Here is a 20,795-nt window from a genome sequence, read left to right on the forward strand (position 1 = left end):
GATGCAAACACAGCAGGGGGTATATCCCCTACGCATAAAGGAGCTATGCAATGAAAACAATGAAGAGCAAGATAGCCGTGGCACTCATGGCCGCTGGCCTAAGTTTTAGTGCTGCCGCTGCCGACATTACAGTGGCTTATGACGCGGATCCCGTTTCTTTGGATCCGCATGAGCAACTGTCTGGTGGTACCTTACAGCTATCACACATGGTCTTCGACCCCTTGGTCCGCTTTACCCAAGAGATGGACTTCGAGCCTCGTCTTGCCACCTCGTGGGAGCGTATCGACAATCAAACCGTGCGTTTCAACCTTCGCGAAGGGGTCACTTTCCACTCCGGTAACCCATTTAGTGCTGATGACGTTGTTTGGACGTTTGATCGTTTGAAATCTTCGCCGGATTTTAAAGGGATTTTCACCCCAATCGTTGACATCAAAAAAGTCGATGAGCACACCGTTGATGTGGTCACCGACGGCACCTACCCACTGGTAGAAAACGTGATGACCTACGTGTTCCCCATGGACAGCAAATTCTATAGTGGTGAGACCGAAGACGGACGCGACAAATCTGAGCTGAAGAAAAATGGTTCAACGTATGCATCAACACACTTGTCAGGCACAGGGCCGTACGTGGTCGACGAACGTGAACAAGGCGTAGTGGTTGAATTTGACCGTAATGAGAATTACTGGGACAAAGACAGCGTAGGCAATGTCGACAACATCACGCTGCGTCCGATCAAAGAAGATGCCACCCGTGTCGCGGCACTGCTATCGGGTGACGTCGATATGATCGCCCCTGTATCGCCCAACGATTATCGTCGCATCGATCGCTCTGATAATTTGCAGCTGGTGACCATGCCAGGTACACGCGTGATTACCTTCCAAATGAACCAAAGTGTGGTGGATGAATTTAAAGACCCGCGTGTCCGTCAAGCGGTGGCGTATGCGGTCAATAACGAAGGCATCGCGCAAAAAATTATGAAAGGCGCCGCGACACCGGCAAGCCAGCAAAGCCCAGTCGGTTATGCGGGTTACAATGCCGATCTCGCGCCTCGTTATGACTTGGCGAAAGCGAAAAAGTTGATGGAAGAAGCCGGTTATCCTGATGGTTTTTCTGTCACCATGATTGCCCCCAATAACCGCTATGTGAATGATGAAAAAATCGCTCAAGCGGTATCCGCGATGATGGCGAAAATCGGCATCAAAGTGGATTTACAGACCATGCCAAAAGCGCAGTACTGGCCTGAGTTTGATAAGTGTGAAGCCGGTATGCAAATGATCGGCTGGCACCCAGATACGGAAGATTCGGCTAACTTTACCGAGTTCCTCACCATGACCCGCAACGCTGACACGGGTAAAGGGCAGTATAACTGTGGCCATTACTCGAACAGTGAAGTGGACAAACTGGTACTCGATGCGAATTCAGAAACGGATCTGGAAAAACGTAACGCGATGCTGCAAAAGGTCGAGAAGATCTTGTATGACGATGCGGCTTTCCTTCCTCTGCACTGGCAAGATCCGTCTTGGGCAGCCAAAAATAACGTTAACATCAAACCGATCGTTAACGGTATGAACTTCCCTTACTTCGGCGATTTAGTGGTCGAGTAATGGATTGACACAGGGCCCCAATCCTGGGGCCTTGATTCTCCAATCGCTTAGAGGCACACATGGTAACGTTTTTAGTCAAACGTCTGGTACAGGCACTGATTGTGATGTTTGTCATCAGTCTGGTGGCGTTTGCTATCCAAGACAACCTTGGCGACCCCTTGCGGGAGCTGGTGGGACAATCAGTATCAGAAGCAGAGCGCGATGCGCTGCGCGATGAAATGGGACTTAATGATCCCTTTATAACCAAATATACTCGCTTTGTCGGTCAGGCCCTACAAGGTGATTTAGGCAATTCTTACTTCTTTAAACGACCGGTTGTCGATGTCATTTTAGATAAACTGGGCGCCACTTTAGAGCTGGTGGTCGGTGCGGCGTTGATCATCGTGGTGGTGTCGATTCCACTTGGTGTGTACGCCGCTATCCATCCCAAAAGTATACTTACCAAGATTATCATGGGCTTTAGTATCGTAGGGATTTCGATTCCCGTGTTCCTGACGGCAATCATGCTGATGTACGTCTTTTCCATTGAGCTTGGCTGGTTACCTTCCTATGGGCGAGGGGAAACGGCCAATTGGCTAGGTTGGGAGTCTGGCTTTTTCACCTTAGACGGCCTTGCGCACTTAGTATTACCCGCCGTGTCATTAGCCTCTATCATGTTGCCGCTATTTATTCGCTTGGTGCGTTCTGAAATGCTGGAAGCGTTGGGCACTGAATATGTCAAATTTGCGCGTGCGAAAGGGCTCCCCGAAAATAAGGTTTATTATCAGCATGCATTGAAAAACACCATGTTACCTGTGGTGACTGTAGGCGGAGTGCAAATCGGCACCATGATTGCCTATACCATTTTGACAGAAACCGTGTTTCAGTGGCCAGGAATGGGCTTTCTCTTTCTTGAAGCGATCAACCGTGTCGATACACCTTTGATTACTGCCTATGTCATTTTCGTCGGATTGATCTTTGTCGTCACCAATACATTTGTCGACTTACTGTATGGCCTGATTAATCCCACGGTTAACATTACCGGTAAGGAGGCGTAAGCGATGACACAAGCACATACCACCCCAAGTCGCTGGCAACGCTTTTTGGCCTCAGATTTCCTCTATCACTTTAAGCGTGACAAGGTGGCGATGGCCAGTTTTGCCATTTTTATGGTTTTTCTCCTACTGGCTGTGTTTGCGCCTTTGGTGGCACCAACCAATCCTTATGATTTGATGTCGATTGATATCATGGACTCAGAGTTACCGCCTGCTTGGATGGAATGGAGCGATCCTCGCTTCTTATTAGGGACGGATAACCAGGGCCGAGATATCTTATCCACTATGATTTATGGCCTGCGTATCTCTCTGACCATTGGCCTATGTGCGGTGGGGTTACAGCTCATCTTAGGGACAATCATAGGACTGAGTGCGGGGTACTTTGGCGGACGGATAGATAGCTTCTTTATGCGGATTGCAGATATTCAGCTGTCTTTCTCTACCATGATGGTGGCGATCATTGTGTCTGCGATTTTTAAAGCCAGCTTTGGTAGCGAGTTTTATAGTCAATATGCGATCTTGATGCTGGTGGTGATTATTGGGATTGCCGAATGGCCGCAATATGCGCGTACTATTCGTGCCTCTGTACTGGCGGAGAAGAAAAAAGAATATGTTGAAGCGGCGCGTGTAATGGGGTTTCGATCACCGCGTATTATGTTCCGGCACATTCTTCCCAACTGTCTGTCTCCGATCTTGGTGATTTCAACGGTTCAAGTGGCTAACGCGATTATGTCAGAAGCGGCATTATCGTTTTTAGGCTTGGGTATGCCTGTCGATCAGCCGTCTTTGGGCTCATTAATTAGTATTGGCTTTAATTACATTTTCTCTGGTTCGTGGTGGATAACGGTCTTTCCTGGTATTGCCTTAGTGCTGCTGGTGTTGGTTATCAACTTGCTGGGTGATTGGCTCAGGGATGTGTTTAACCCCAAAATTTATAAAGGATGAGAAAAATGGCTGCGTACGCAGCCATTTTTGTTCGTACCTAACAGCTTGAGAATCGTCAGCTTGAGTCATTGTACGACTTTGCTTAAGCTGATGAACATTAAGTGACGAAGGGAGTAAATCATGGGGCGGTGGCGAGGTCTGGTTGTCACGCTAATGGCAACGTGGGGAATGATATCCTCAGTGAATGCAGCGCAAACACCTTGTGCGATTATCGACAATCAGCAAGGTTGGCCGATCATTGGTGAAAAATGCGATATTGGCAATGGGCTGTGGGGTGATCAGTCTCCTGACCCGCAAAGTTCAGCATTTTGGGTCCAGTGCGGAGCCACAAACGGGGTGCCATCACGTCAGTTTTATCAAACATTGCGCCAAGGTTTGCCGGATTTACCCTTTCAAGTGCAAGTCCGCGAAGGGCGTGGTCGTTGTTTAATTGGTCCCTATCAGGCTCTCGATGTCGCCAATGTGGTGCTTAAACGTGTGCGCATGTTTGGTCCGACACGCCAAGCGGTTTTGCGCCAAACCCGTCAACCCCTGTCTCAGCCTGCAGTCATACGCTTGCCGCCACTGGCGGAGACAAAAGCGTCTACTCTGCCAAAGACAAGCGGAAAAGCAGCCCAATCCGAAGCCGCCTTCAATTTGAGCCACTTTGGTTTACCTGAGCCTGAGCAAGGTGACAAACAGTATACGGAAAAAGGGATGAGCTGGGTGCGGCTACCTTATGCGAAGGCGGAACCGCGTTGTCAGCAAGAAGGAATGGTACTTGCGTCCAGGCAGGACTTAACCCAGGTCGCCCAAGCCACCGATCAATTACCGATGCGTTTACCTTACTGGGTACAAGGCGCCCAGGGTGTTGATGCCAATACCGGCACGGTGGTCACGCGTAATCAAGTGGCAGCGCTCAATGTATTGTGTAAAAAAGGATAGCGAGTCGGCAAACTGGGGTTAGCTTTGATAGTAAGGTTAACCACAGAAGCAGTAAGGTTAACCACAGAAGCAGTAAGGTTAACCACAGAAGCGATGCGTGATGGCATCGCATCGACAAAAACGCCCCATTTTATGATGGGGCGTTTTTGTTACTGTCAGGCGTATTATGCTGCGGGCGGACGCTCGGGCAGTGCCATTTTTAAGGCGGTACGCGAGATATCGCTGGCCGCTTGTCCTTGGTTGAGTTTATCTAACACATCGGCAAGGTAGGCATAATCACTGACATCAGTACGGTATTCGAGTGCTTGCTCAAAGTGGCTGCGCGCATCTTGCCATTTGCCTGCTTGCATCAGCAGCTGGCCCAGCGCGCTGTGAACAACCGGATTATGGCTATCGCGGGTTAGCAACTCTTCTAGCATGACCACGGCCGGATAACTGTCGGGCAAGTTGAGCGTAGGGATCAGTGCAATCAAGCGATCATCGGGCCGCTTTTTCAAGGTTTCACGCAATAAGATGTAGGCTTCAGAATCGGCATTTCGCGCCGACAAATGATGCACTAATCCAGCGAGCAGTGCGGGTTGGTTACGTTTGGCCTTCGGCAGTTGGTTCCAATGCGCAAGCAGCCCTTCTGCCCCTTTCTGACTGGCAACATGCGACATAACGCCAAGCTCGGCACGCTCATACAATACGTCAAGTTGTTCACTATTGAGCAGCTGTGCTTTTTTTAGCGTTGGAAGAAGGTTGAGCAACGCCGACCAATCTTCTAATTGGATATAGGTCTCTTTCAACAGGGACAGCATCACAGGGTTGCGTGGGTGTTGGCGTTTTATTGCCCGCAGTGAGGCCAATGCTTGCTCATACTGCCCGCTTTGGCTGTGTAACTGGGCGCGAGTGAGGGCGAGCGCTAAACTGTTGGCATTGATATCGGCGGCGTGTTGTAGGTACTGATCCCGCGCATGTAAATCTTGGCGTTGTTGTGCCGCTTCTGCGGCGGCGAGCAAGTTGTGCATGGGAGCATCACTGTGTGAGCGCGCTTTAGCGAGGAGCTTTTCCGCCTTTTTCCACTCGCCCTCGCGTAATTTCATTAAGCCAGTCTGGGTCTGCTTGCGGGCTTTACGCTGTTTCCGGCCGGATAACCAACCACTGGCAGTACTGCTCATCGAAAAGAGTTTTCTTAGCACCCACTCTAGGGCCCAGAGCACTGCAATGAGCGCGGCGATGAGCACTAAGAGGGTTGTAACGCTCATTTCAATGGTTTGCTGGGCCGCTGAAATGAGCACGTAGCCTTGGTGACCAGCCAGTTGTGGGCCAACCACCAAGCCTGCCGCCAAAACGAGGACAAGTAACAGCAGTCGTATCATGATTGGCCTCCTGTTAGCGGTGCAATATCTCGGCGCAATCGGGTATCAATCTCATCACTGACGAGCGTTTGGCTGCTGAGCTTTTGCGGAAGGTCGACCCCAATACGCTGTTCGTTCAGGGCGTTGAGTTGCTCAACAAAACGGCGGGTGGCGTTAGCATCCTGATTATAAAAGCGCAGCGCCCAGTCTTGGGCCATGCCAAGTGCTTCATGATAGAGGGTGTCATTCCCTTGATAGACAGCCCGCATGGCTTGATCGAGCTTGTTTTTTAGGTTCTCTTGCAAATAATAGCTTTGTGTCGGCGAGAGCAGTGGCACCACATTACCGTCGCGTTTGCGGTAGGTAATGAAATCATCAACAAATCCTTTCAGTGAGGTGGTCAGGTTTGCTTGCCAATCGTTGACCGACTCGCTCACCACCGGAGCTTGCGTTTCCTCTGCCTCAGGGATCACGGCGCTGGCAAGGGGTAAGTCCTCGACTTGTCGTTGCATGCTCGTTAAGCGCAACACTATGCCATCTTTATCCACCCGCTTGACCGCTTTTAAAGCCGTTATATCGTCAGCTAACGCTTGGCGAATCGGTACCAACGACGGGTCGTTGAGCTGGGCAATGCGATGATCTGCTGCTTCCATCAGCGCTGTGGCGCTTTGCGCATCGTGCTCAAGCCACACTTTGCGCCCTGCCATACGAATTAAATAATCCGCTTCCGCAAGTAACCAATCGTTAGGTCGGCGGCCTTTCACATCGGCCATTGCCTTTTGCAGACTCTTCAGGCTGCTATCTTGTTGATTAAGTCGTGTTGTAGTGGCGTCCTCAAGTTGCTCTCTTGCTTTTTCAGCGGCTTTTTGTTGCTGGCTAAGGGATTGTTCAAGGTTAGCAATTTGAGATTGTTGCGCCGATACTGTGTTTTGTAAAACAGTCGCTTGCTGGTGCCCATGATAGAACACCCATCCACTCGAGCCGAGTGCTATCGCGATGGCAATCGCGCCAAGAACAATACCGCCACGTCCTCCTGATGATGCGCTTTTTTTTGCTGTTTTCCCTGATGAGGAGGCATCCGTGGCGTGTGTCTTGGGTGACGAGGGCGTCGTAGCCTTGTTTGATTTGGTGTCGGTGTTTTTGTTGTCAGTCATCCGAAAGTCCCGTTTTACTTAACCTGAGCAGCGTGTGAAATAGGGCTGAATTGGCCACGCTGTCAACGGTCGTAATCGTGTCAAAATCGAGCCCTGTGGCTTGATCTTGAATCCTTTTACTGGGCACCAGTATACGGCATTGGCGCAGCCAGTGCTGTCCGCTTAATGTGATAAGTTGATCAAAGTAGGCTAATTGTTGGCCACTGGTGATCACCACGGTGTCGATAGTGTCTTTAGGCCAGCTTACTACTTGCGATACTAAAGGCTCAATGGCCCATTGTCGCCGATAGGTCTCGCAATAGTGAACTTGCGCGCCTTGATCGCTGAGTGTTTTTGCCATCATATCGCGGCCACTGTCACCGCGAAGAATCACCACCTGCGCCCCCTTTACCGCCATAAATGGAGCCAGTGCTAGCATGCCCTCACTGTCTTCGCGGACCGGGTATTGGGCAGTCTGACCGCAGACGGCTTGCCACTCATGAGCAGTGCGTTGCCCAACGGCAACATAATGACAATCACTGGGCCAGGCCATCTCCTGGCGTTGCAATGCCTGATGCGCAAAGGCCACGGCGCGTGGGCTCACTGCGACCAAGATGCTGTCAGCGGGCAGTGAGCCGAGCAAGGTGGCGAAGGTTGGTAAGTCTCGCCCCGGCGCAAAACTAAGTAGCGGACAGGCGATCGCCGCCAGCCCTTGTCGGGTAAGCTGATCGACTAACTCACTGCAGTCTGGCTCGGGGCGAACGATAACCGTGGTCATGCGTCGTCTTGATAAAGTTTATCCAGAATTTGGCGCGCACCTTGAGCGAGGAGCTGCTCGGCTAAATCTGTCCCTAGTGCTTCCCCTTTCTCTAATGGACCGGTGATTTCGGCACGTAAGATGGTCGAGCCATCCGGTTCGCCCACTAATGCGCGCAACCAAATTTTGTCGCCTTGAATTTCCGAATAGCTGCCAATAGGCACTTGGCACCCGCCTTCAAGACGATTATTCATCGCGCGCTCACAAAGTACACGTTGTGTGGTGCTGGCATCAGAAAGGGGGGCCAATAAGGTCCGAATACGTTCATCATCCAGTCGACACTCGATACCCACGGCACCTTGCCCAACCGCCGGCAAGATGACTTCTGGTGGAATTTCATTACGTATGCGTTCATGTAAACCTAACCGTTTTAACCCAGCGGCGGCGAGAACGATCGCATCATACTGACCATCATCCAATTTCCCTAAGCGGGTGCCGACATTGCCGCGTAAGGTATTAATGAACAGATCCGGACGACGTTCACGTAGTTGTGATTCGCGGCGCAGGCTAGACGTGCCGACGACAGCCCCTTCGGGTAAATCATCAATGCTGTTGTAATGGTTAGAGACGAAAGCATCGCGTGGGTCACCGCGCTCACAGATGGTGACCAACCCCAGCCCTTCTGGAAACTCAACCGGGACATCTTTCATCGAGTGCACGGCAATATCCGCGCGGCCGTCAAGCATTGCTTGTTCAAGCTCTTTAATAAACAAGCCTTTACCACCGATTTTAGCGAGGGGCGTGTCCAGAATCACGTCACCTTTAGTGACCATAGGCACGAGCTCGACGGTCAAGCCAGGATGGGAAGCTTCGAGTGCTTCTTTAACAAATTCCGCTTGCCAGAGCGCCAAAGGACTTTTGCGTGTGGCAATGCGCACGGGTGTTGAGTACATGGTGTTGCTTCCTTCTTGATTCATAACCACCATCGTATCATTGCCATTGGGTGGCTCGTAATAGTCGTCAATCGCTTTCGAGATTTATGATGGGCTTATCGTCATATAGGTGAAAAAATGTGATCGATAGCATATTATTTACGCAAATAGTGAGATCGTTGGGCGGCAAATATTGAAAGTTACGACTAAGGTAGTAGAGCGTAAAAGTTGATATTGGTCTCAAAAAGCGCCTATAGTGCGTCACGAATCTCACCACACAGGCATCGGGGTTATTGACTTTACCCGAGTTGTCGAGAGTGTTACATTGATCACGTTTTGTTATCTGCAATTGGGCGGATACGGTGAAGACAGTAACGTCGACCTGTTGACCGGGATGTCAACGAATCTGGATGATTGCCTTGCAAACATACGTACAACAGCAAACTGAGCGCATAGAGGCGTTTAACCGCGTGAGAATGGATCGCGCGCGGTCAGCAATGAGTCGTCAAGCTCAAGCCATTTTTGATGTGCTGCCAGTGCTTTTACATCTCAACCACCCCGCATTGCCCGGGTTTTGTGGCGACAGTGTGCCTTTTGGTATCGCTGATTATCAGCTTGACGAGACACAACGAGAGTTTGTCTCTGACTGTCTGATCCACTCAAAGACGCGCTTCTCCTCTTTAACTGCATGCGTTGATGAACGTCGTCGTCATCCGATTAAAGGCATGTATACCATGGGCAGTACCGGCTCGATGGGACAAAGCCTCACCAGTGATCTGGATATCTGGGTATGCATTGATGCTGCCGTCACCACCGCCCAGCGTGATAAACTCGATGCCAAGTGCATGGCGATTTCCGAATGGGCGCTAAACCAAGGGGTTGAAGCCAACTTCTTTTTAGTGTGTGAAGGGCGGTTCCGCCATCACCTCAGCCAAACCATGACCAGTGATAACTGTGGTACCAGTCAGCACTTTTTGTTGCTTGATGAATTTTATCGTTCGTCAATGCGTGTTGCGGGGCAAAAGCTGCTTTGGTACATGGTGCCGCCAGAAATGGAAGACTGTTACGACGACTATGTCGATACCTTGGTGGCAGACCATGGTCTTGACCGACGTGATTGGGTCGATTTTGGCGGCCTGCCGACCATCCCGGCGGAAGAATACTTCGGCTCGAGCTTGTGGCAGCTTTATAAAAGTATCGATTCACCGTATAAATCGGTACTTAAAGCGATATTACTCGAAGCGTACTCGTGGCAGTACCCTGGCACCCAACTACTAAGTGTTGATGGTAAGCGCCGCTTTTATGCCGGCTGGGTTGATGTATACCAGTCCGATGCGTATTACCTGATGTTGGAAAAAGTGACGCGCTACCTCGAGTCAATTGGCGACGCCCGCCGCTTAGACCTTGTCCGTCGCTGTTTTTATCTCAAAACCCATGAAAAATTAACGCAGTCACCGTCGACCGGCTCAGTGGCATGGCGGCGTGACGTGCTGCGTCTATTGGCTCATGAGTGGGGCTGGGACGAGCAGGCGTTGACGTATCTGGATAACCGGCGTCACTGGAAGGTTGAGGAAGTGCAGTACGCACACAACGAGCTGCTTGATGCGTTAATGCAAAGCTATCGTAATTTGATTCGCTTTGCGCGCCGCAATGACATCACCTCGGCGATCAGCCCGCAAGATATCAGTACGTTAGCGCGTAAGCTTTATGCCGCGTTTGAAGAGCTACCGGGTAAAGTGACCTTGCTGAATCCGCAGATTTCACCGGATCTGCACGAGCCAAACCTGACCTTGATTCAAGTGCCCGAAGGGCGAACGAATCGACCGGGATGGTATTTATATAAACATTCCCTGAATCCGGTCGACATCATCGGTCGTGCGCCACTGGAGCATAACAGCTATCTGTCTAAGCTGATCGCTTGGGCGTTTTTTAATGGTTTACTGACCGAGTCGACGCATTTACACACCGTAGTACGTGATGCAGATGTTGATATTGATACCCTGTATCAATTGGTCAGTGACATTCGCAACACCTTCTCTCTGCGGCCGCCACGCCCAACCTTGGACGCGTTATCAAGCCCCTGTGAAATTCGTCAGCTCGCCTTGTTTATTAACTTAGAGCAAGACCCGACGTCGGCGTATAAAAAACCATCGATGCGGTTTGATTTTAAAAATAGCGATATCTTTAGCTATGGCCCCGAGCAAACCTGCCTGGTGGGCAGTGTTGATTTGGTCTATCGCAACTCGTGGAATGAGGTCCGGACACTCAACTATCGCGGTGATGATGCGATTCTTGAAGCGCTGAAAACCATGTTAGGAAAAATGCACCAAGATGCGGTGCCACCTGAATCGGTCGATGTGTTCTGCTATTCGAGTAAAATGCGCGGCCTGATCCGCAACTTGGTCTACCAACTGGTGGCGGAATGCATTGAACTTAGGCTAAAACCGGTTGAAAAGGAAAAACGGCGTCGCTTCAAAGCGTTGCGTATTGGATCGCAAACGCACGGCTTGTTCTTTGAACGTCGTGGCGTGTCCGTGCAACGTTTAGAAAATTCGGTCGATTTTTATCGCTGCATTTCCACGAATAAAGTGAATGGCACGCCGGTGATGGTGGTGGATAATCCGCAAGATGTGCACCCACCCGCGGTCGTCGATGCCTACGCCAGTGAAGGCTTGGTGCAGTTTTTCTTTGAAGACTGCGCCAATGGCTACAATCTTTATATTCTTGATGAGAGCAATCGCGTTGAAGTGTACCGCCAGTGCAGTGGTGATAAAACAGAGATGGTACAGGGCGTGAACCGTTTTTATACCTCCTCTCACGACCGTTATAGCTACAGTGCTAATTTTATTAACTTTAACTTGCCGCAGTTTTATCAGATTGTTACCGATGATCGCGGTGAGCCACAGGCGTTACCTTTTAAGTGCGATACACAATGGCAGCCGCCTCGCCAACCACCTCACGATGGCTTTAGTGGACAAGTGGCGTCATTTAAATAACCCAGAGAGCGGCTTTTTAGTGCGCTCTCTGGGCATTGTTAGCGCCTGCTTCAGATCACCAAGATACCGGCTCTCCAGCATGCCTGCTGCACTCTTGTTGGACTAAATCCATTAAGATTAAGCCGGTCTTGCTGCACGTCCACTCGCCCTCTTTTAACGCGAAATGAAAACCGCCACCTTTTGACGCGACCCAAATTTCTTGCATCGGCTCTTGACGGTTAATGATGATCTGGCTGCCATCGTCAAATTCGAGTGTCATCACATTGCCGACACTCTCATAATCGATGTCGGCGCCTGAGTCATCGATACCTTCTTCGATGGCCTGCATTTGCAAATCGACTAGCTGATGATATTCCGTTGTATTCATCCCGTTATATCCTATTGCTTTTCATGGTTGTGATGCGATTATAGAGGGCATTGACTCGATAATCACTGGCATTCACTATGCGAAAACTCGTCATTTTATTGATACTCACAGGCATCATGACACTGACCGGCTGTGGCCAACAAGGGCCCCTGCATTATCCGGACGAACAACCGACGCAAAATCAATAACCCACGACAACAGGGACGAACACCTTGGATTACTTTAATTATCAGGACGACGGCCAGCTATGGGCCGAATCATTGCCATTGGCTCAGCTTGCCAACGATTACGGCACGCCATTATATGTGTACTCGCGCGCGACCTTGGAGCGTCATTGGCATGCTTTTGATTGTGCCGTGGGCGATCATCCACATCTTGTATGCTATGCCGTGAAAGCGAACTCAAATATTGGCGTATTAGATATTCTGGCACGGCAAGGATCGGGTTTTGATATTGTGTCGCAAGGTGAATTGGAACGCGTCTTGGTTGCAGGCGGCGATCCGGCGAAGGTCGTATTTTCAGGAGTGGGTAAAACGGCGGTTGAAATGCGGCGAGCGCTGGAAGTGGGGATAAAATGTTTCAATGTCGAATCACACTCTGAGCTTGACCGCCTAAACCAAGTGGCGGGCGAGCTGGGTGTCGAGGCGCCAATCTCTCTGCGCATTAATCCGGATGTTGATGCCAATACGCACCCTTATATTTCCACGGGCCTCAAAGAAAATAAATTTGGCATTGCTTTCGGGGAAGCGCTAAATAGTTTTCGCTATGCTGCCAGTTTGCCCCACCTGAAGGTGGAAGGTATTGATTGCCATATCGGTTCGCAGCTAACGGATCTGACCCCCTTTATTGAGTCCACAGACCGCCTGTTGGCCTTAATTGATACTTTGGCGCAAGAAGGCATTCAGATTCGCCACCTTGATGTTGGTGGCGGCCTCGGGGTCACCTACAGTGATGAAAAACCACCGCAGCCTTCGGAATATGCCAAAGCGCTGCTGGCGCGTTTGGATAAGCATCGCCATCTTGAGCTGATTTTTGAGCCAGGCCGTGCCATTGCTGCTAATGCCGGCGTCTTGCTCACCAAGGTGGAATTTCTTAAACACAGCGAACATAAGAATTTTGCCATTATTGATGCCGGTATGAACGACTTAATTCGTCCTTCCTTGTATCAAGCTTACCAAGAAATTATTCCGGTGGTGCCGCGTCAAGGAGAGCCCAAAACCTACGATTTAGTGGGTCCGGTGTGCGAAACCGGAGATTATTTAGGTAAGAATCGCTCGCTAGTATTAGCCCCAGATGATTTGTTGGCGGTGCGTTCAGCGGGTGCGTATGGCTTTGTGATGGCCTCTAACTATAATTCGCGCTGTCGTCCTGCCGAAATCGTTGTCGATGGTGAACACGCATACTTAGTGCGTGAGCGTGAAAGCTTGGCGTCACTGTGGCAGCTTGAAAAGCGCCTACCAGAATAAGGATTGGCATGCAGATACAGTTTGCAAAAATGCACGGACTGGGCAACGACTTTATGGTGGTTGACTGTGTTACACAAAATGCGTTTTTCTCCCCGGATCTTATCCGGCGTTTAGCCGATCGTCATCGGGGTATCGGCTTTGATCAACTACTGGTGGTGGAGCCGCCTTATGATCCGGAAACCGACTTTCACTATCGGATTTTTAATCCTGATGCGTCTGAAGTTGCCCAATGTGGCAATGGCGCGCGTTGTTTTGCCCGTTTTGTGCGCATGAAAGGGCTCACTAATAAATATCAAGTTAATGTCAGCACCCAAGCGGGAAAAATGCGGCTACATATTGAGAACGACAACCAGGTGCGGGTGAATATGGGCGAGCCTATTTTCACGCCGGGCAAGATCCCGTTTCGGGCTAATTCACAAGAAAAGACCTATTTGATGCGCGTAGCGGAACAGACTTTATTTGTCGGGGCCGTGAGCATGGGAAACCCACATGTCGTCACAGAGGTCGATGATATTGATACGGCGGATGTCGAGACGCTGGGGCCGCTACTTGAAAATCATGAGCGCTTTCCCGAGCGTGTGAATGCCGGCTTTATGCAGATACTTTCTCGTAATGCGATTAAGCTTCGGGTGTATGAGCGCGGCGCCGGAGAGACTCAGGCTTGCGGCAGTGGCGCTTGTGCCGCGGTAGCGGTAGGGATTGATCAAGGGTTGTTGGATGAGCAAGTCACCGTCACGCTACCGGGCGGCGATTTACGGATTCTCTGGCGTGGTCCAGGCCAGCCTTTATCGATGACCGGGCCTGCAACACATGTATATGATGGACAATTGCAATTATGAATCACGGGATAGACGCTACCACATTGGAAACCATGCCGTTGAGCGAGGATGCGGTAGCCGATTATTTAACTGATAATCCTGACTTTTTTTTGCGTCAGCGTGATTTGCTGGCGCGGTTAACCATCCCGCACGCTGAACAAGGGGCAGTCTCCTTGGTCGAAATTCAGCTCAAGCGCTTGCGTGAGCGCGTCGCAGAGTTAGAAGAAGACATTACCCAGCTGATGAGTCTCGGTGCCAAAAACGATCGCTTATTTCGTGCGTTTGCTGAGACGCATCAAGCACTACTTCGCACGAATCAGCCGCACGACGTGCAAAAAATATTACAGACGCTCAGTGCGCAATTACAGCTCAACGTCAGTGTCTGTGTTTATCACGATATTGCGGGGATGACGGCCATTCCTCGTCAAGCGGTGGATCAACTGAAAAACCATCACTTTGCCGGACGCCGTTGCTATTTGGGCCGTTTGCGCCGAGTCGATGCCGAAGTGGTGATGGCACAGCCACCGGAACTGGGGTCATTTGCCTTGGTGCCAATTAAAGGTGAGGGCAAAGAGTGGGGACTACTGAGCTTTGCCAGTGCAGATGGCGGGCACTTCCAGCCGGATATGGATACGCTGTTTCTTGAGCAGCTGGCTTCGCATTTAGCCATTTTATGCAGCCAGTGGGCGCAAAAAGGTGAGAGCCAGTGACCGACGAGACACCTCGCGAACCTGCCAGCGCACCGCGCTCACTGACGGTGCTTTTGGACCGTTTTTATCAATATCAGCTGAGCGAGCGTGGTCTCAGTGCGCATACCCAGCGTAATTATCAGCGCCAGTTAGATAAAATTGTCGACTTTCTGACCGCGCGCGGCATCGCTCACTGGACCGATGTTGATGCTGACTGGGTGCGACAAATTTCGAGCCAAGCCAAACGTGATGGGCTGAAACCGGGCAGTATTGCTTTACGTTTGTCCGCGCTGCGTAGCTTTTTCGACTATCTGGTGCAAGCCGAACAGCTTGCCGCCAATCCTGCCAAAGGGGTCTCAGCGCCGAAACAAGGCCGTCATCTCCCGAAAAATTTGGATGTGGATGAAATGCATCAGCTGCTCGAAGTGGACGAAGACGATCCTTTGTCGGTGCGTGATCGGGCGATGATGGAACTGATGTATGGCGCGGGGCTACGTTTGGCCGAGCTGGTGGATCTCAACGTCCGTGATGTCTCAGTACGCAAAGGGGATTTACGTGTCATCGGTAAAGGAGAAAAAGAGCGCATTGTGCCTTTTTCCGGCATGGCAAAAACCTGGGTGATGAACTGGCTCAAAGTCCGTAATCAGCTCCTCAAAGGCCCAGAAGACGCGCTGTTTATTTCTAAGCTCGGCCAGCGTATCTCGCATCGGAGCGTGCAAAAACGCATGGCAGAGTGGGGACAAAAGCAGGCGGTCAATAGTCATATTAATCCCCATAAATTGCGCCACAGTTTTGCCACCCATATGTTGGAATCTTCGGGGGATCTGCGTGCAGTGCAAGAGCTACTCGGCCATGCCGATTTGAGCACCACACAAATTTATACCCACTTAGATTTTCAACACTTGGCGAAAGTGTACGATGCCGCGCATCCCAGAGCGCGCAAATCAGGTCCAGATAAAAAACCGAACTCGGAGTCGTGATATGAAATTTTATCGTCGCTTACAGGCGTTTGATGCGATGAGTTTTGACTTGGATGACACCTTGTACGATAACTGGCCGGTGATCGCACGCGCCGAGGCGGCGTTAACTGACTATTTGCGCGAGCATTGTCCGCCAATTGCCGCGCTTGATAACGCGACGATGGCGGGGTTTCGTCGCCAAGCGCGTGACCAGAACCCAGCACAACGCTTTGATGTGACCGCGATGCGGGTTGCCCAGCTGACGCTTGCCGGTGAGCATGTTGGCTTCACGGCCGAGCAAGCGCGCGTCCAAGCCCAAGCGGCTACGACCTTCTTCTGCGGTTATCGCAGTGATTTTACTCCGCCGGCACAAAGTTTGGCTTACTTAAAAGCCTGGTCCGAGACGCTGCCATTGGTGGCGATCACCAATGGCAACGTCGACACCGATGCGATTGGAATGACGCCGTTTTTCCAGCATATTTTCCGTGCCGGTGAACACGGCGCGGCCAAGCCAAGCCCTGAGATGTTTGCTCAAGCCGCGCAGGCCTTGGGCCTCGCCCCAGCGCGCATTCTACATGTCGGCGATCATTTAAGCTCGGATGTTGCCGGCGCGCGTCAAGCGGGCATGCAAGCATGCTGGATTCGCCCAGAGCGGCAATCACCCATGATGCACAAAGGGCGCACCTTGCCGGATGTGGCGATCGATGATTTATCTGAACTCGATAGCTTAATTCAGCAGTGGCACCGTTAGGCCGCGATACTGTTATGCGATATTACTCATAGCTCCGATATTACTCATAGTACTGATATTTCCACCATTCACTCGGTTGAAGCGCTGATCGTTATCGGGCGCGCAATTTAGCGCTGAGCTGGTATAATCGCCAACCAGTGTATAAATACCCAGTAAAATGGCAGGTGGCGATGGACGTATCAACTCTTCTTGACGGACTCAACGACAAACAGCGTGAAGCCGTGGCCGCGCCGCTCGGCAACCATTTGGTGCTGGCAGGTGCTGGCAGTGGTAAAACCCGAGTGCTGGTTCATCGTATGGCTTGGCTAATGCGGGTGGAAGAGGCGTCGCCGTTCTCGGTGATGGCGGTGACCTTCACCAACAAAGCAGCAGCCGAAATGCGTGGCCGTATTGAGCAATTGATGCAAGGCACCGCCTCGGGCATGTGGTGTGGCACCTTCCACGGCATTTGCCATCGTATTCTCCGTGCCCACTATTTGGATGCCAACCTGCCACAAGACTTCCAAATTCTTGACTCAGACGATCAGCAGCGCTTGCTACGCCGGTTAATTAAAGCGCAAAACTTGGATGAAAAACACTGGCCCGCCAAGCAAGCGAGTTGGTACATCAATGGCAAAAAAGATGAAGGCTTGCGTCCCAAGCACATTGATACCCGCCATGATCCGGTTGAAAGCACTTGGCTACGGATTTATCAGGCGTATCAAGAAGCCTGTGATCGCGCCGGTTTGGTCGATTTTGCCGAGATCTTGCTGCGAACCTTAGAGTTATTGCGCGACAAAGCGGTGATCCGTGATCATTACCAAGCACGTTTCCAGCACATTTTGGTGGATGAGTTTCAAGATACCAACAACATCCAATATGCGTGGCTACGCATGATGGCCGGTCAACAGGCTAGAGTGATGATTGTCGGCGATGACGACCAATCCATTTACGGCTGGCGTGGCGCAAAAGTCGAAAATATTCAGCGTTTTCTGGACGATTTCACCACCCCGCAGACTATCCGTTTGGAGCAAAACTACCGCTCGACCAGTACGATTTTGCAAGCGGCGAACACCCTGATTGAAAACAACGCCGACCGGATGGGCAAAAGCCTGTGGACCGAGGGCAAAGAGGGCGAGCCTATTTCGGTGTATGCCGGGTTTAATGAGCTAGATGAAGCGCGCTTTGTAGTCGGGAAAATTAAAACCTGGCAAGACGAAGGGGGCGTACTGAGTGACAGCGCCATTTTATACCGCAACAACGCCCAATCCCGGGTGCTGGAAGAAGCCTTAATTCAAGCCGGCTTGCCTTATCGTATTTACGGCGGCATGCGCTTTTTTGAGCGTCAGGAAATCAAAGATGCATTGGCGTATTTACGTTTGATGGCGAATCGCAATGACGATGCGGCGTTTGAGCGGGTGGTAAACACGCCCACTCGAGGGATTGGTGATCGCACTCTTGAGACGCTTCGTGGTGCGGCGCGCGATCGTGGCCAAACCTTATGGCACACTGCCGAGCAAATCTTGGCCGAAAAAGCGCTAGCAGGGCGTGCGGCCAATGCATTGGGCCGGTTTATCGAGCTGGTCAATGCGCTAGAAGATGACACCCGTGACATGGCACTGTATCAACAAACCGATGCCGTGATCCGTCACTCCGGCTTGCGCGCCATGTACGAGCAAGAAAAAGGTGAAAAAGCGCAAGCACGCGTTGATAACTTGGAAGAGTTGGTGACGGCCACGCGCCAATTTACGCCACCCGAAGAGGCGGAAGCGGAAGGGATGACACCGCTGTCGGCATTCTTGGCCCACGCCGCCCTTGAGGCCGGTGAAGGTCAAGCGGACGAGTTTGATGACGCGGTCCAATTGATGACCTTGCACAGTGCCAAAGGTCTCGAGTTCCCCTTAGTCTTTATGGTCGGAGTGGAAGAGGGCATGTTCCCCAGCCAGATGTCAGCCGAAGAAGCGGGTCGCCTAGAAGAAGAGCGTCGTCTTTGCTATGTCGGCATGACGCGAGCGATGGAAAAACTCTATCTGACCTACGCAGAAATGCGCCGTGTGTACGGCAAAGACATGTTCCATAAGATCTCGCGCTTTATTCGTGAGCTGCCCGAGGCCTGCTTGGAAGAAGTGCGGATGCGTGCCAATGTCTCACGCCCTGCTGCAAGCGGTGGTCGTTTTTCCAAAACGCAGACTCAGGAGAACTTTAACCAAACCGGGTTTAGTTTGGGTCAGCGGGTTCAGCACCCTAAGTTTGGTGAAGGCACCATCATCAACTTTGAAGGCAGTGGCGGACAAAGCCGCGTGCAAGTCGCCTTTAATGGGGAAGGGATTAAGTGGTTGGTAACTCAGTACGCCAAACTGGAAGCGCTTTAATCCCCGCTGCTTAACGCTAGAAAACGTAACATACGCCCAGCCTCGGCTGGGCGTATTGGTATTTGCTCCATCGCCTGCATTTTTGCAGCCGCGGCGTTAGCCGAATACGCCGGCTTGCCACACGACCGCGCCACCTAGCAGCAAAAACAACAACGCACACAGGCCATCGATAACTGGGGCGACTTTGGTGAGCACTTGCTGTACGCGACTGCCTGATAGCAGCCAGGCGAGCGAAGAAAACCACCCTAATGAAAGCAGAAACACCACCGCCACGGCCATGGCTTTGCCACTGGCAGACATGCTGGCCGGTACCAAGGTACTCATCAACGAAATAAAAAACACCAAGGCTTTCGGGTTAAAAAGGTTGGTCAGCACCCCTTTCCAAAAGGCCTGTTTTTGGCCGCGTACCGCAGGCGCATCATTGGCGGTTTGCACTGGCGCTGTGGTGGCGGCGAGCAAACCTTTAATGGCGCTAAGGCCTAAATACATCAGTACACTGCCCCCCGCCACCTGTACCCACATAAACAGTTGCGGGTGCTGATGCACCAACAGACTGATGCCGGTAATGCTCAATATTGTGTGTGCCAAAATACTGAGCGATAACCCTAGCGCAATCGCTAAGCCAGTGGCACGGCCATAACGGGTCGCATTTTGGAGCACCAAGGCAAAGTCGGGCCCGGGGCTGAGCAGCGCAATCATATGTACCCCCGCTAGCGTGGCGAGAATAGTCAGCTCGTTCATTCTGGTTTTCCTGTTGACAACGCGGCACGTTTAATGTTGGTGACTTGATGTCGTTTGTTCTGATAGGCATCAACGCTAAATATCGCCAAGGCGGCCCAAATAAAGCCGAACGTCGTGGCCTTGTCGGGGGTGAAAGGTTCGTCATACAAGCCGACGGCGAGTAAAAACATTAAGCTTGGGCCGATGTATTGGAAAAAGCCCAATACCGTCAAAGGTAGGCGGGTCGCGGCGCCGGTAAAACACAACAAAGGTATCGTGGTGATCAAGCCGGCAGCGGCCAGTAGCATATTTAGGCTAATGGGATTATCGAGCAGATTAGCGCTAGGTGTATCGGCAAACTGCCACAGATAAATCAGCGCAACGGGCAAGAGTGTGCAGGTTTCCACAAACAACCCTGGTACCGCAGGGAGATTGATTTTTTTGCGCAGTAAGCCGTAAATCGCAAAGCTGGTGGCCAGCGCCAGGGCTATCCAAGGCAGTGAGCCAAAGGTAATCAATTGTACCAATACCCCCACCAACGCCAGCGCGGCGGCAAGCCACTGTAGACGGCGAAAACGCTCACCAAGAAAGATCATCCCCAGTGCCACGTTCACCAGTGGATTAATGTAGTAGCCAAGGCTGGCATCCAGCATGCGGTTATTAACAATCGCCCAGATAAAAATCAGCCAATTACAGCCAATAAAGCAAGAGGTGAGCATCAACATCAACAGCTTTTTCGGCTCGCGGATAATCGGTTTAAGCTGATAAAAACGACGGGTAAAAAACAGCAGCAATGCCAAAAAGACAAACGACCAAATAATCCGATGCGACAAGATTTCTGGCGCCGGAATATGGTTGACCGTTTTAAAGTATATAGGGGCAATTCCCCACATAATGTAAGCTGCAAGGGCTAATAGCACGCCTTGGCGGGCGCGTTTCGGATCTGGAATCACGGTGTTTTCTCGTTATGGGTATCGATAAGGAATGAACGCGTATTCATGCATGTTGA

The 20,795-nt window shown here is 51.2% G+C and carries 19 protein-coding genes; 12 read left to right on the top strand and 7 right to left on the bottom strand.

What is annotated here, in order from left to right:
- Positions 1 to 50: 50 nt before the first annotated feature.
- The 4 genes from BZG80_RS10405 to BZG80_RS10420 all read left to right on the top strand — a co-directional run bounded on the left by BZG80_RS10405 (position 51) and on the right by BZG80_RS10420 (position 4,507).
- The gene (locus tag BZG80_RS10405) at positions 51 to 1,604 is read left to right on the top strand and encodes an ABC transporter substrate-binding protein (RefSeq protein WP_077647396.1); all 1,554 of its coding nucleotides are present in this window, start codon (positions 51 to 53) and stop codon (positions 1,602 to 1,604) included.
- Positions 1,605 to 1,663: 59 nt separating this feature from the next.
- Entirely contained in the window at positions 1,664 to 2,641 is a 978-nt protein-coding gene (locus BZG80_RS10410; protein WP_021022169.1) for an ABC transporter permease, read from the top strand.
- 3 nt (positions 2,642 to 2,644) lie between these two features.
- Complete coding sequence (locus BZG80_RS10415) at positions 2,645 to 3,583, top strand: ABC transporter permease (RefSeq protein WP_077577298.1); 939 nt, start codon at positions 2,645 to 2,647, stop codon at positions 3,581 to 3,583.
- Positions 3,584 to 3,703: 120 nt separating this feature from the next.
- A complete protein-coding gene (locus tag BZG80_RS10420; RefSeq protein WP_077679286.1) occupies positions 3,704 to 4,507 on the top strand; it encodes a hypothetical protein in 804 nt (267 codons plus the stop codon).
- A 164-nt stretch (positions 4,508 to 4,671) separates the two neighbouring features.
- Here BZG80_RS10420 and BZG80_RS10425 read toward each other — a convergent pair whose 3' ends face one another.
- The 4 genes from BZG80_RS10425 to hemC are packed head-to-tail and all read right to left on the bottom strand — an operon-like array spanning position 4,672 to position 8,690.
- Positions 4,672 to 5,868, bottom strand: coding sequence for a heme biosynthesis HemY N-terminal domain-containing protein (locus BZG80_RS10425; RefSeq protein ID WP_077679287.1), 1,197 nt, complete (start codon positions 5,866 to 5,868; stop codon positions 4,672 to 4,674).
- Positions 5,865 to 7,001, bottom strand: coding sequence for a uroporphyrinogen-III C-methyltransferase (locus BZG80_RS10430; protein WP_077679288.1), 1,137 nt, complete (start codon positions 6,999 to 7,001; stop codon positions 5,865 to 5,867). The genes BZG80_RS10425 and BZG80_RS10430 overlap by 4 nt, the downstream gene beginning before the upstream one ends.
- On the bottom strand, positions 6,994 to 7,758 hold the full coding sequence (locus BZG80_RS10435) for a uroporphyrinogen-III synthase (protein WP_077679289.1): 765 nt from the start codon (positions 7,756 to 7,758) through the stop codon (positions 6,994 to 6,996). The genes BZG80_RS10430 and BZG80_RS10435 overlap by 8 nt, the downstream gene beginning before the upstream one ends.
- Positions 7,755 to 8,690 carry a hydroxymethylbilane synthase gene (gene hemC / locus BZG80_RS10440; protein WP_025744535.1) on the bottom strand — a complete coding sequence of 312 codons (936 nt, stop codon included), beginning with the start codon at positions 8,688 to 8,690 and terminating at the stop codon, positions 7,755 to 7,757. The genes BZG80_RS10435 and hemC overlap by 4 nt, the downstream gene beginning before the upstream one ends.
- Before the next feature lie 389 nt (positions 8,691 to 9,079).
- On the opposite strand from hemC, the gene BZG80_RS10445 reads away from it, so the two are divergent.
- Complete coding sequence (locus BZG80_RS10445; protein WP_077669770.1) at positions 9,080 to 11,665, top strand: class I adenylate cyclase; 2,586 nt, start codon at positions 9,080 to 9,082, stop codon at positions 11,663 to 11,665.
- A gap of 55 nt (positions 11,666 to 11,720) precedes the next feature.
- Here BZG80_RS10445 and cyaY read toward each other — a convergent pair whose 3' ends face one another.
- Positions 11,721 to 12,032: an iron donor protein CyaY gene (cyaY, locus tag BZG80_RS10450; protein WP_021022161.1), complete on the bottom strand. Its 312-nt coding sequence runs from the start codon at positions 12,030 to 12,032 to the stop codon at positions 11,721 to 11,723.
- Positions 12,033 to 12,109: 77 nt separating this feature from the next.
- On the opposite strand from cyaY, the gene lptM reads away from it, so the two are divergent.
- From lptM to uvrD, 7 genes are all read left to right on the top strand, one after another.
- The gene (gene lptM, locus BZG80_RS16135; protein WP_236719551.1) at positions 12,110 to 12,220 is read left to right on the top strand and encodes an LPS translocon maturation chaperone LptM; all 111 of its coding nucleotides are present in this window, start codon (positions 12,110 to 12,112) and stop codon (positions 12,218 to 12,220) included.
- 24 nt (positions 12,221 to 12,244) lie between these two features.
- Positions 12,245 to 13,498 carry a diaminopimelate decarboxylase gene (gene lysA, locus BZG80_RS10455; protein ID WP_077461693.1) on the top strand — a complete coding sequence of 418 codons (1,254 nt, stop codon included), beginning with the start codon at positions 12,245 to 12,247 and terminating at the stop codon, positions 13,496 to 13,498.
- An 8-nt stretch (positions 13,499 to 13,506) separates the two neighbouring features.
- The gene (gene dapF, locus BZG80_RS10460) at positions 13,507 to 14,337 is read left to right on the top strand and encodes a diaminopimelate epimerase (protein WP_077679290.1); all 831 of its coding nucleotides are present in this window, start codon (positions 13,507 to 13,509) and stop codon (positions 14,335 to 14,337) included.
- Positions 14,334 to 15,026 carry a DUF484 family protein gene (locus BZG80_RS10465; RefSeq protein ID WP_077677069.1) on the top strand — a complete coding sequence of 231 codons (693 nt, stop codon included), beginning with the start codon at positions 14,334 to 14,336 and terminating at the stop codon, positions 15,024 to 15,026. The genes dapF and BZG80_RS10465 overlap by 4 nt, the downstream gene beginning before the upstream one ends.
- Positions 15,023 to 15,985 (top strand): tyrosine recombinase XerC, encoded by a 963-nt coding sequence (gene xerC, locus BZG80_RS10470; RefSeq protein ID WP_077679291.1) that lies wholly within the window; start codon positions 15,023 to 15,025, stop codon positions 15,983 to 15,985. Before BZG80_RS10465 ends, xerC begins: the two co-directional genes overlap by 4 nt.
- 1 nt (position 15,986) lies before the next feature.
- On the top strand, positions 15,987 to 16,715 hold the full coding sequence (locus BZG80_RS10475; protein ID WP_158011547.1) for an HAD-IA family hydrolase: 729 nt from the start codon (positions 15,987 to 15,989) through the stop codon (positions 16,713 to 16,715).
- A gap of 170 nt (positions 16,716 to 16,885) precedes the next feature.
- On the top strand, positions 16,886 to 19,066 hold the full coding sequence (gene uvrD / locus BZG80_RS10480) for a DNA helicase II (protein ID WP_077679293.1): 2,181 nt from the start codon (positions 16,886 to 16,888) through the stop codon (positions 19,064 to 19,066).
- Positions 19,067 to 19,162: 96 nt separating this feature from the next.
- Here uvrD and BZG80_RS10485 read toward each other — a convergent pair whose 3' ends face one another.
- Both BZG80_RS10485 and rarD read right to left on the bottom strand, forming a co-directional pair.
- Positions 19,163 to 19,807 carry a LysE family translocator gene (locus BZG80_RS10485; RefSeq protein WP_021022154.1) on the bottom strand — a complete coding sequence of 215 codons (645 nt, stop codon included), beginning with the start codon at positions 19,805 to 19,807 and terminating at the stop codon, positions 19,163 to 19,165.
- The gene (gene rarD / locus BZG80_RS10490) at positions 19,804 to 20,736 is read right to left on the bottom strand and encodes an EamA family transporter RarD (protein ID WP_077679299.1); all 933 of its coding nucleotides are present in this window, start codon (positions 20,734 to 20,736) and stop codon (positions 19,804 to 19,806) included. The genes BZG80_RS10485 and rarD overlap by 4 nt, the downstream gene beginning before the upstream one ends.
- Between the last annotated feature and the right edge of the window lie 59 nt (positions 20,737 to 20,795).

The organism is Salinivibrio sp. MA440 (assembly GCF_001996265.1).
GTDB classification, from domain to species: domain Bacteria; phylum Pseudomonadota; class Gammaproteobacteria; order Enterobacterales; family Vibrionaceae; genus Salinivibrio; species Salinivibrio costicola.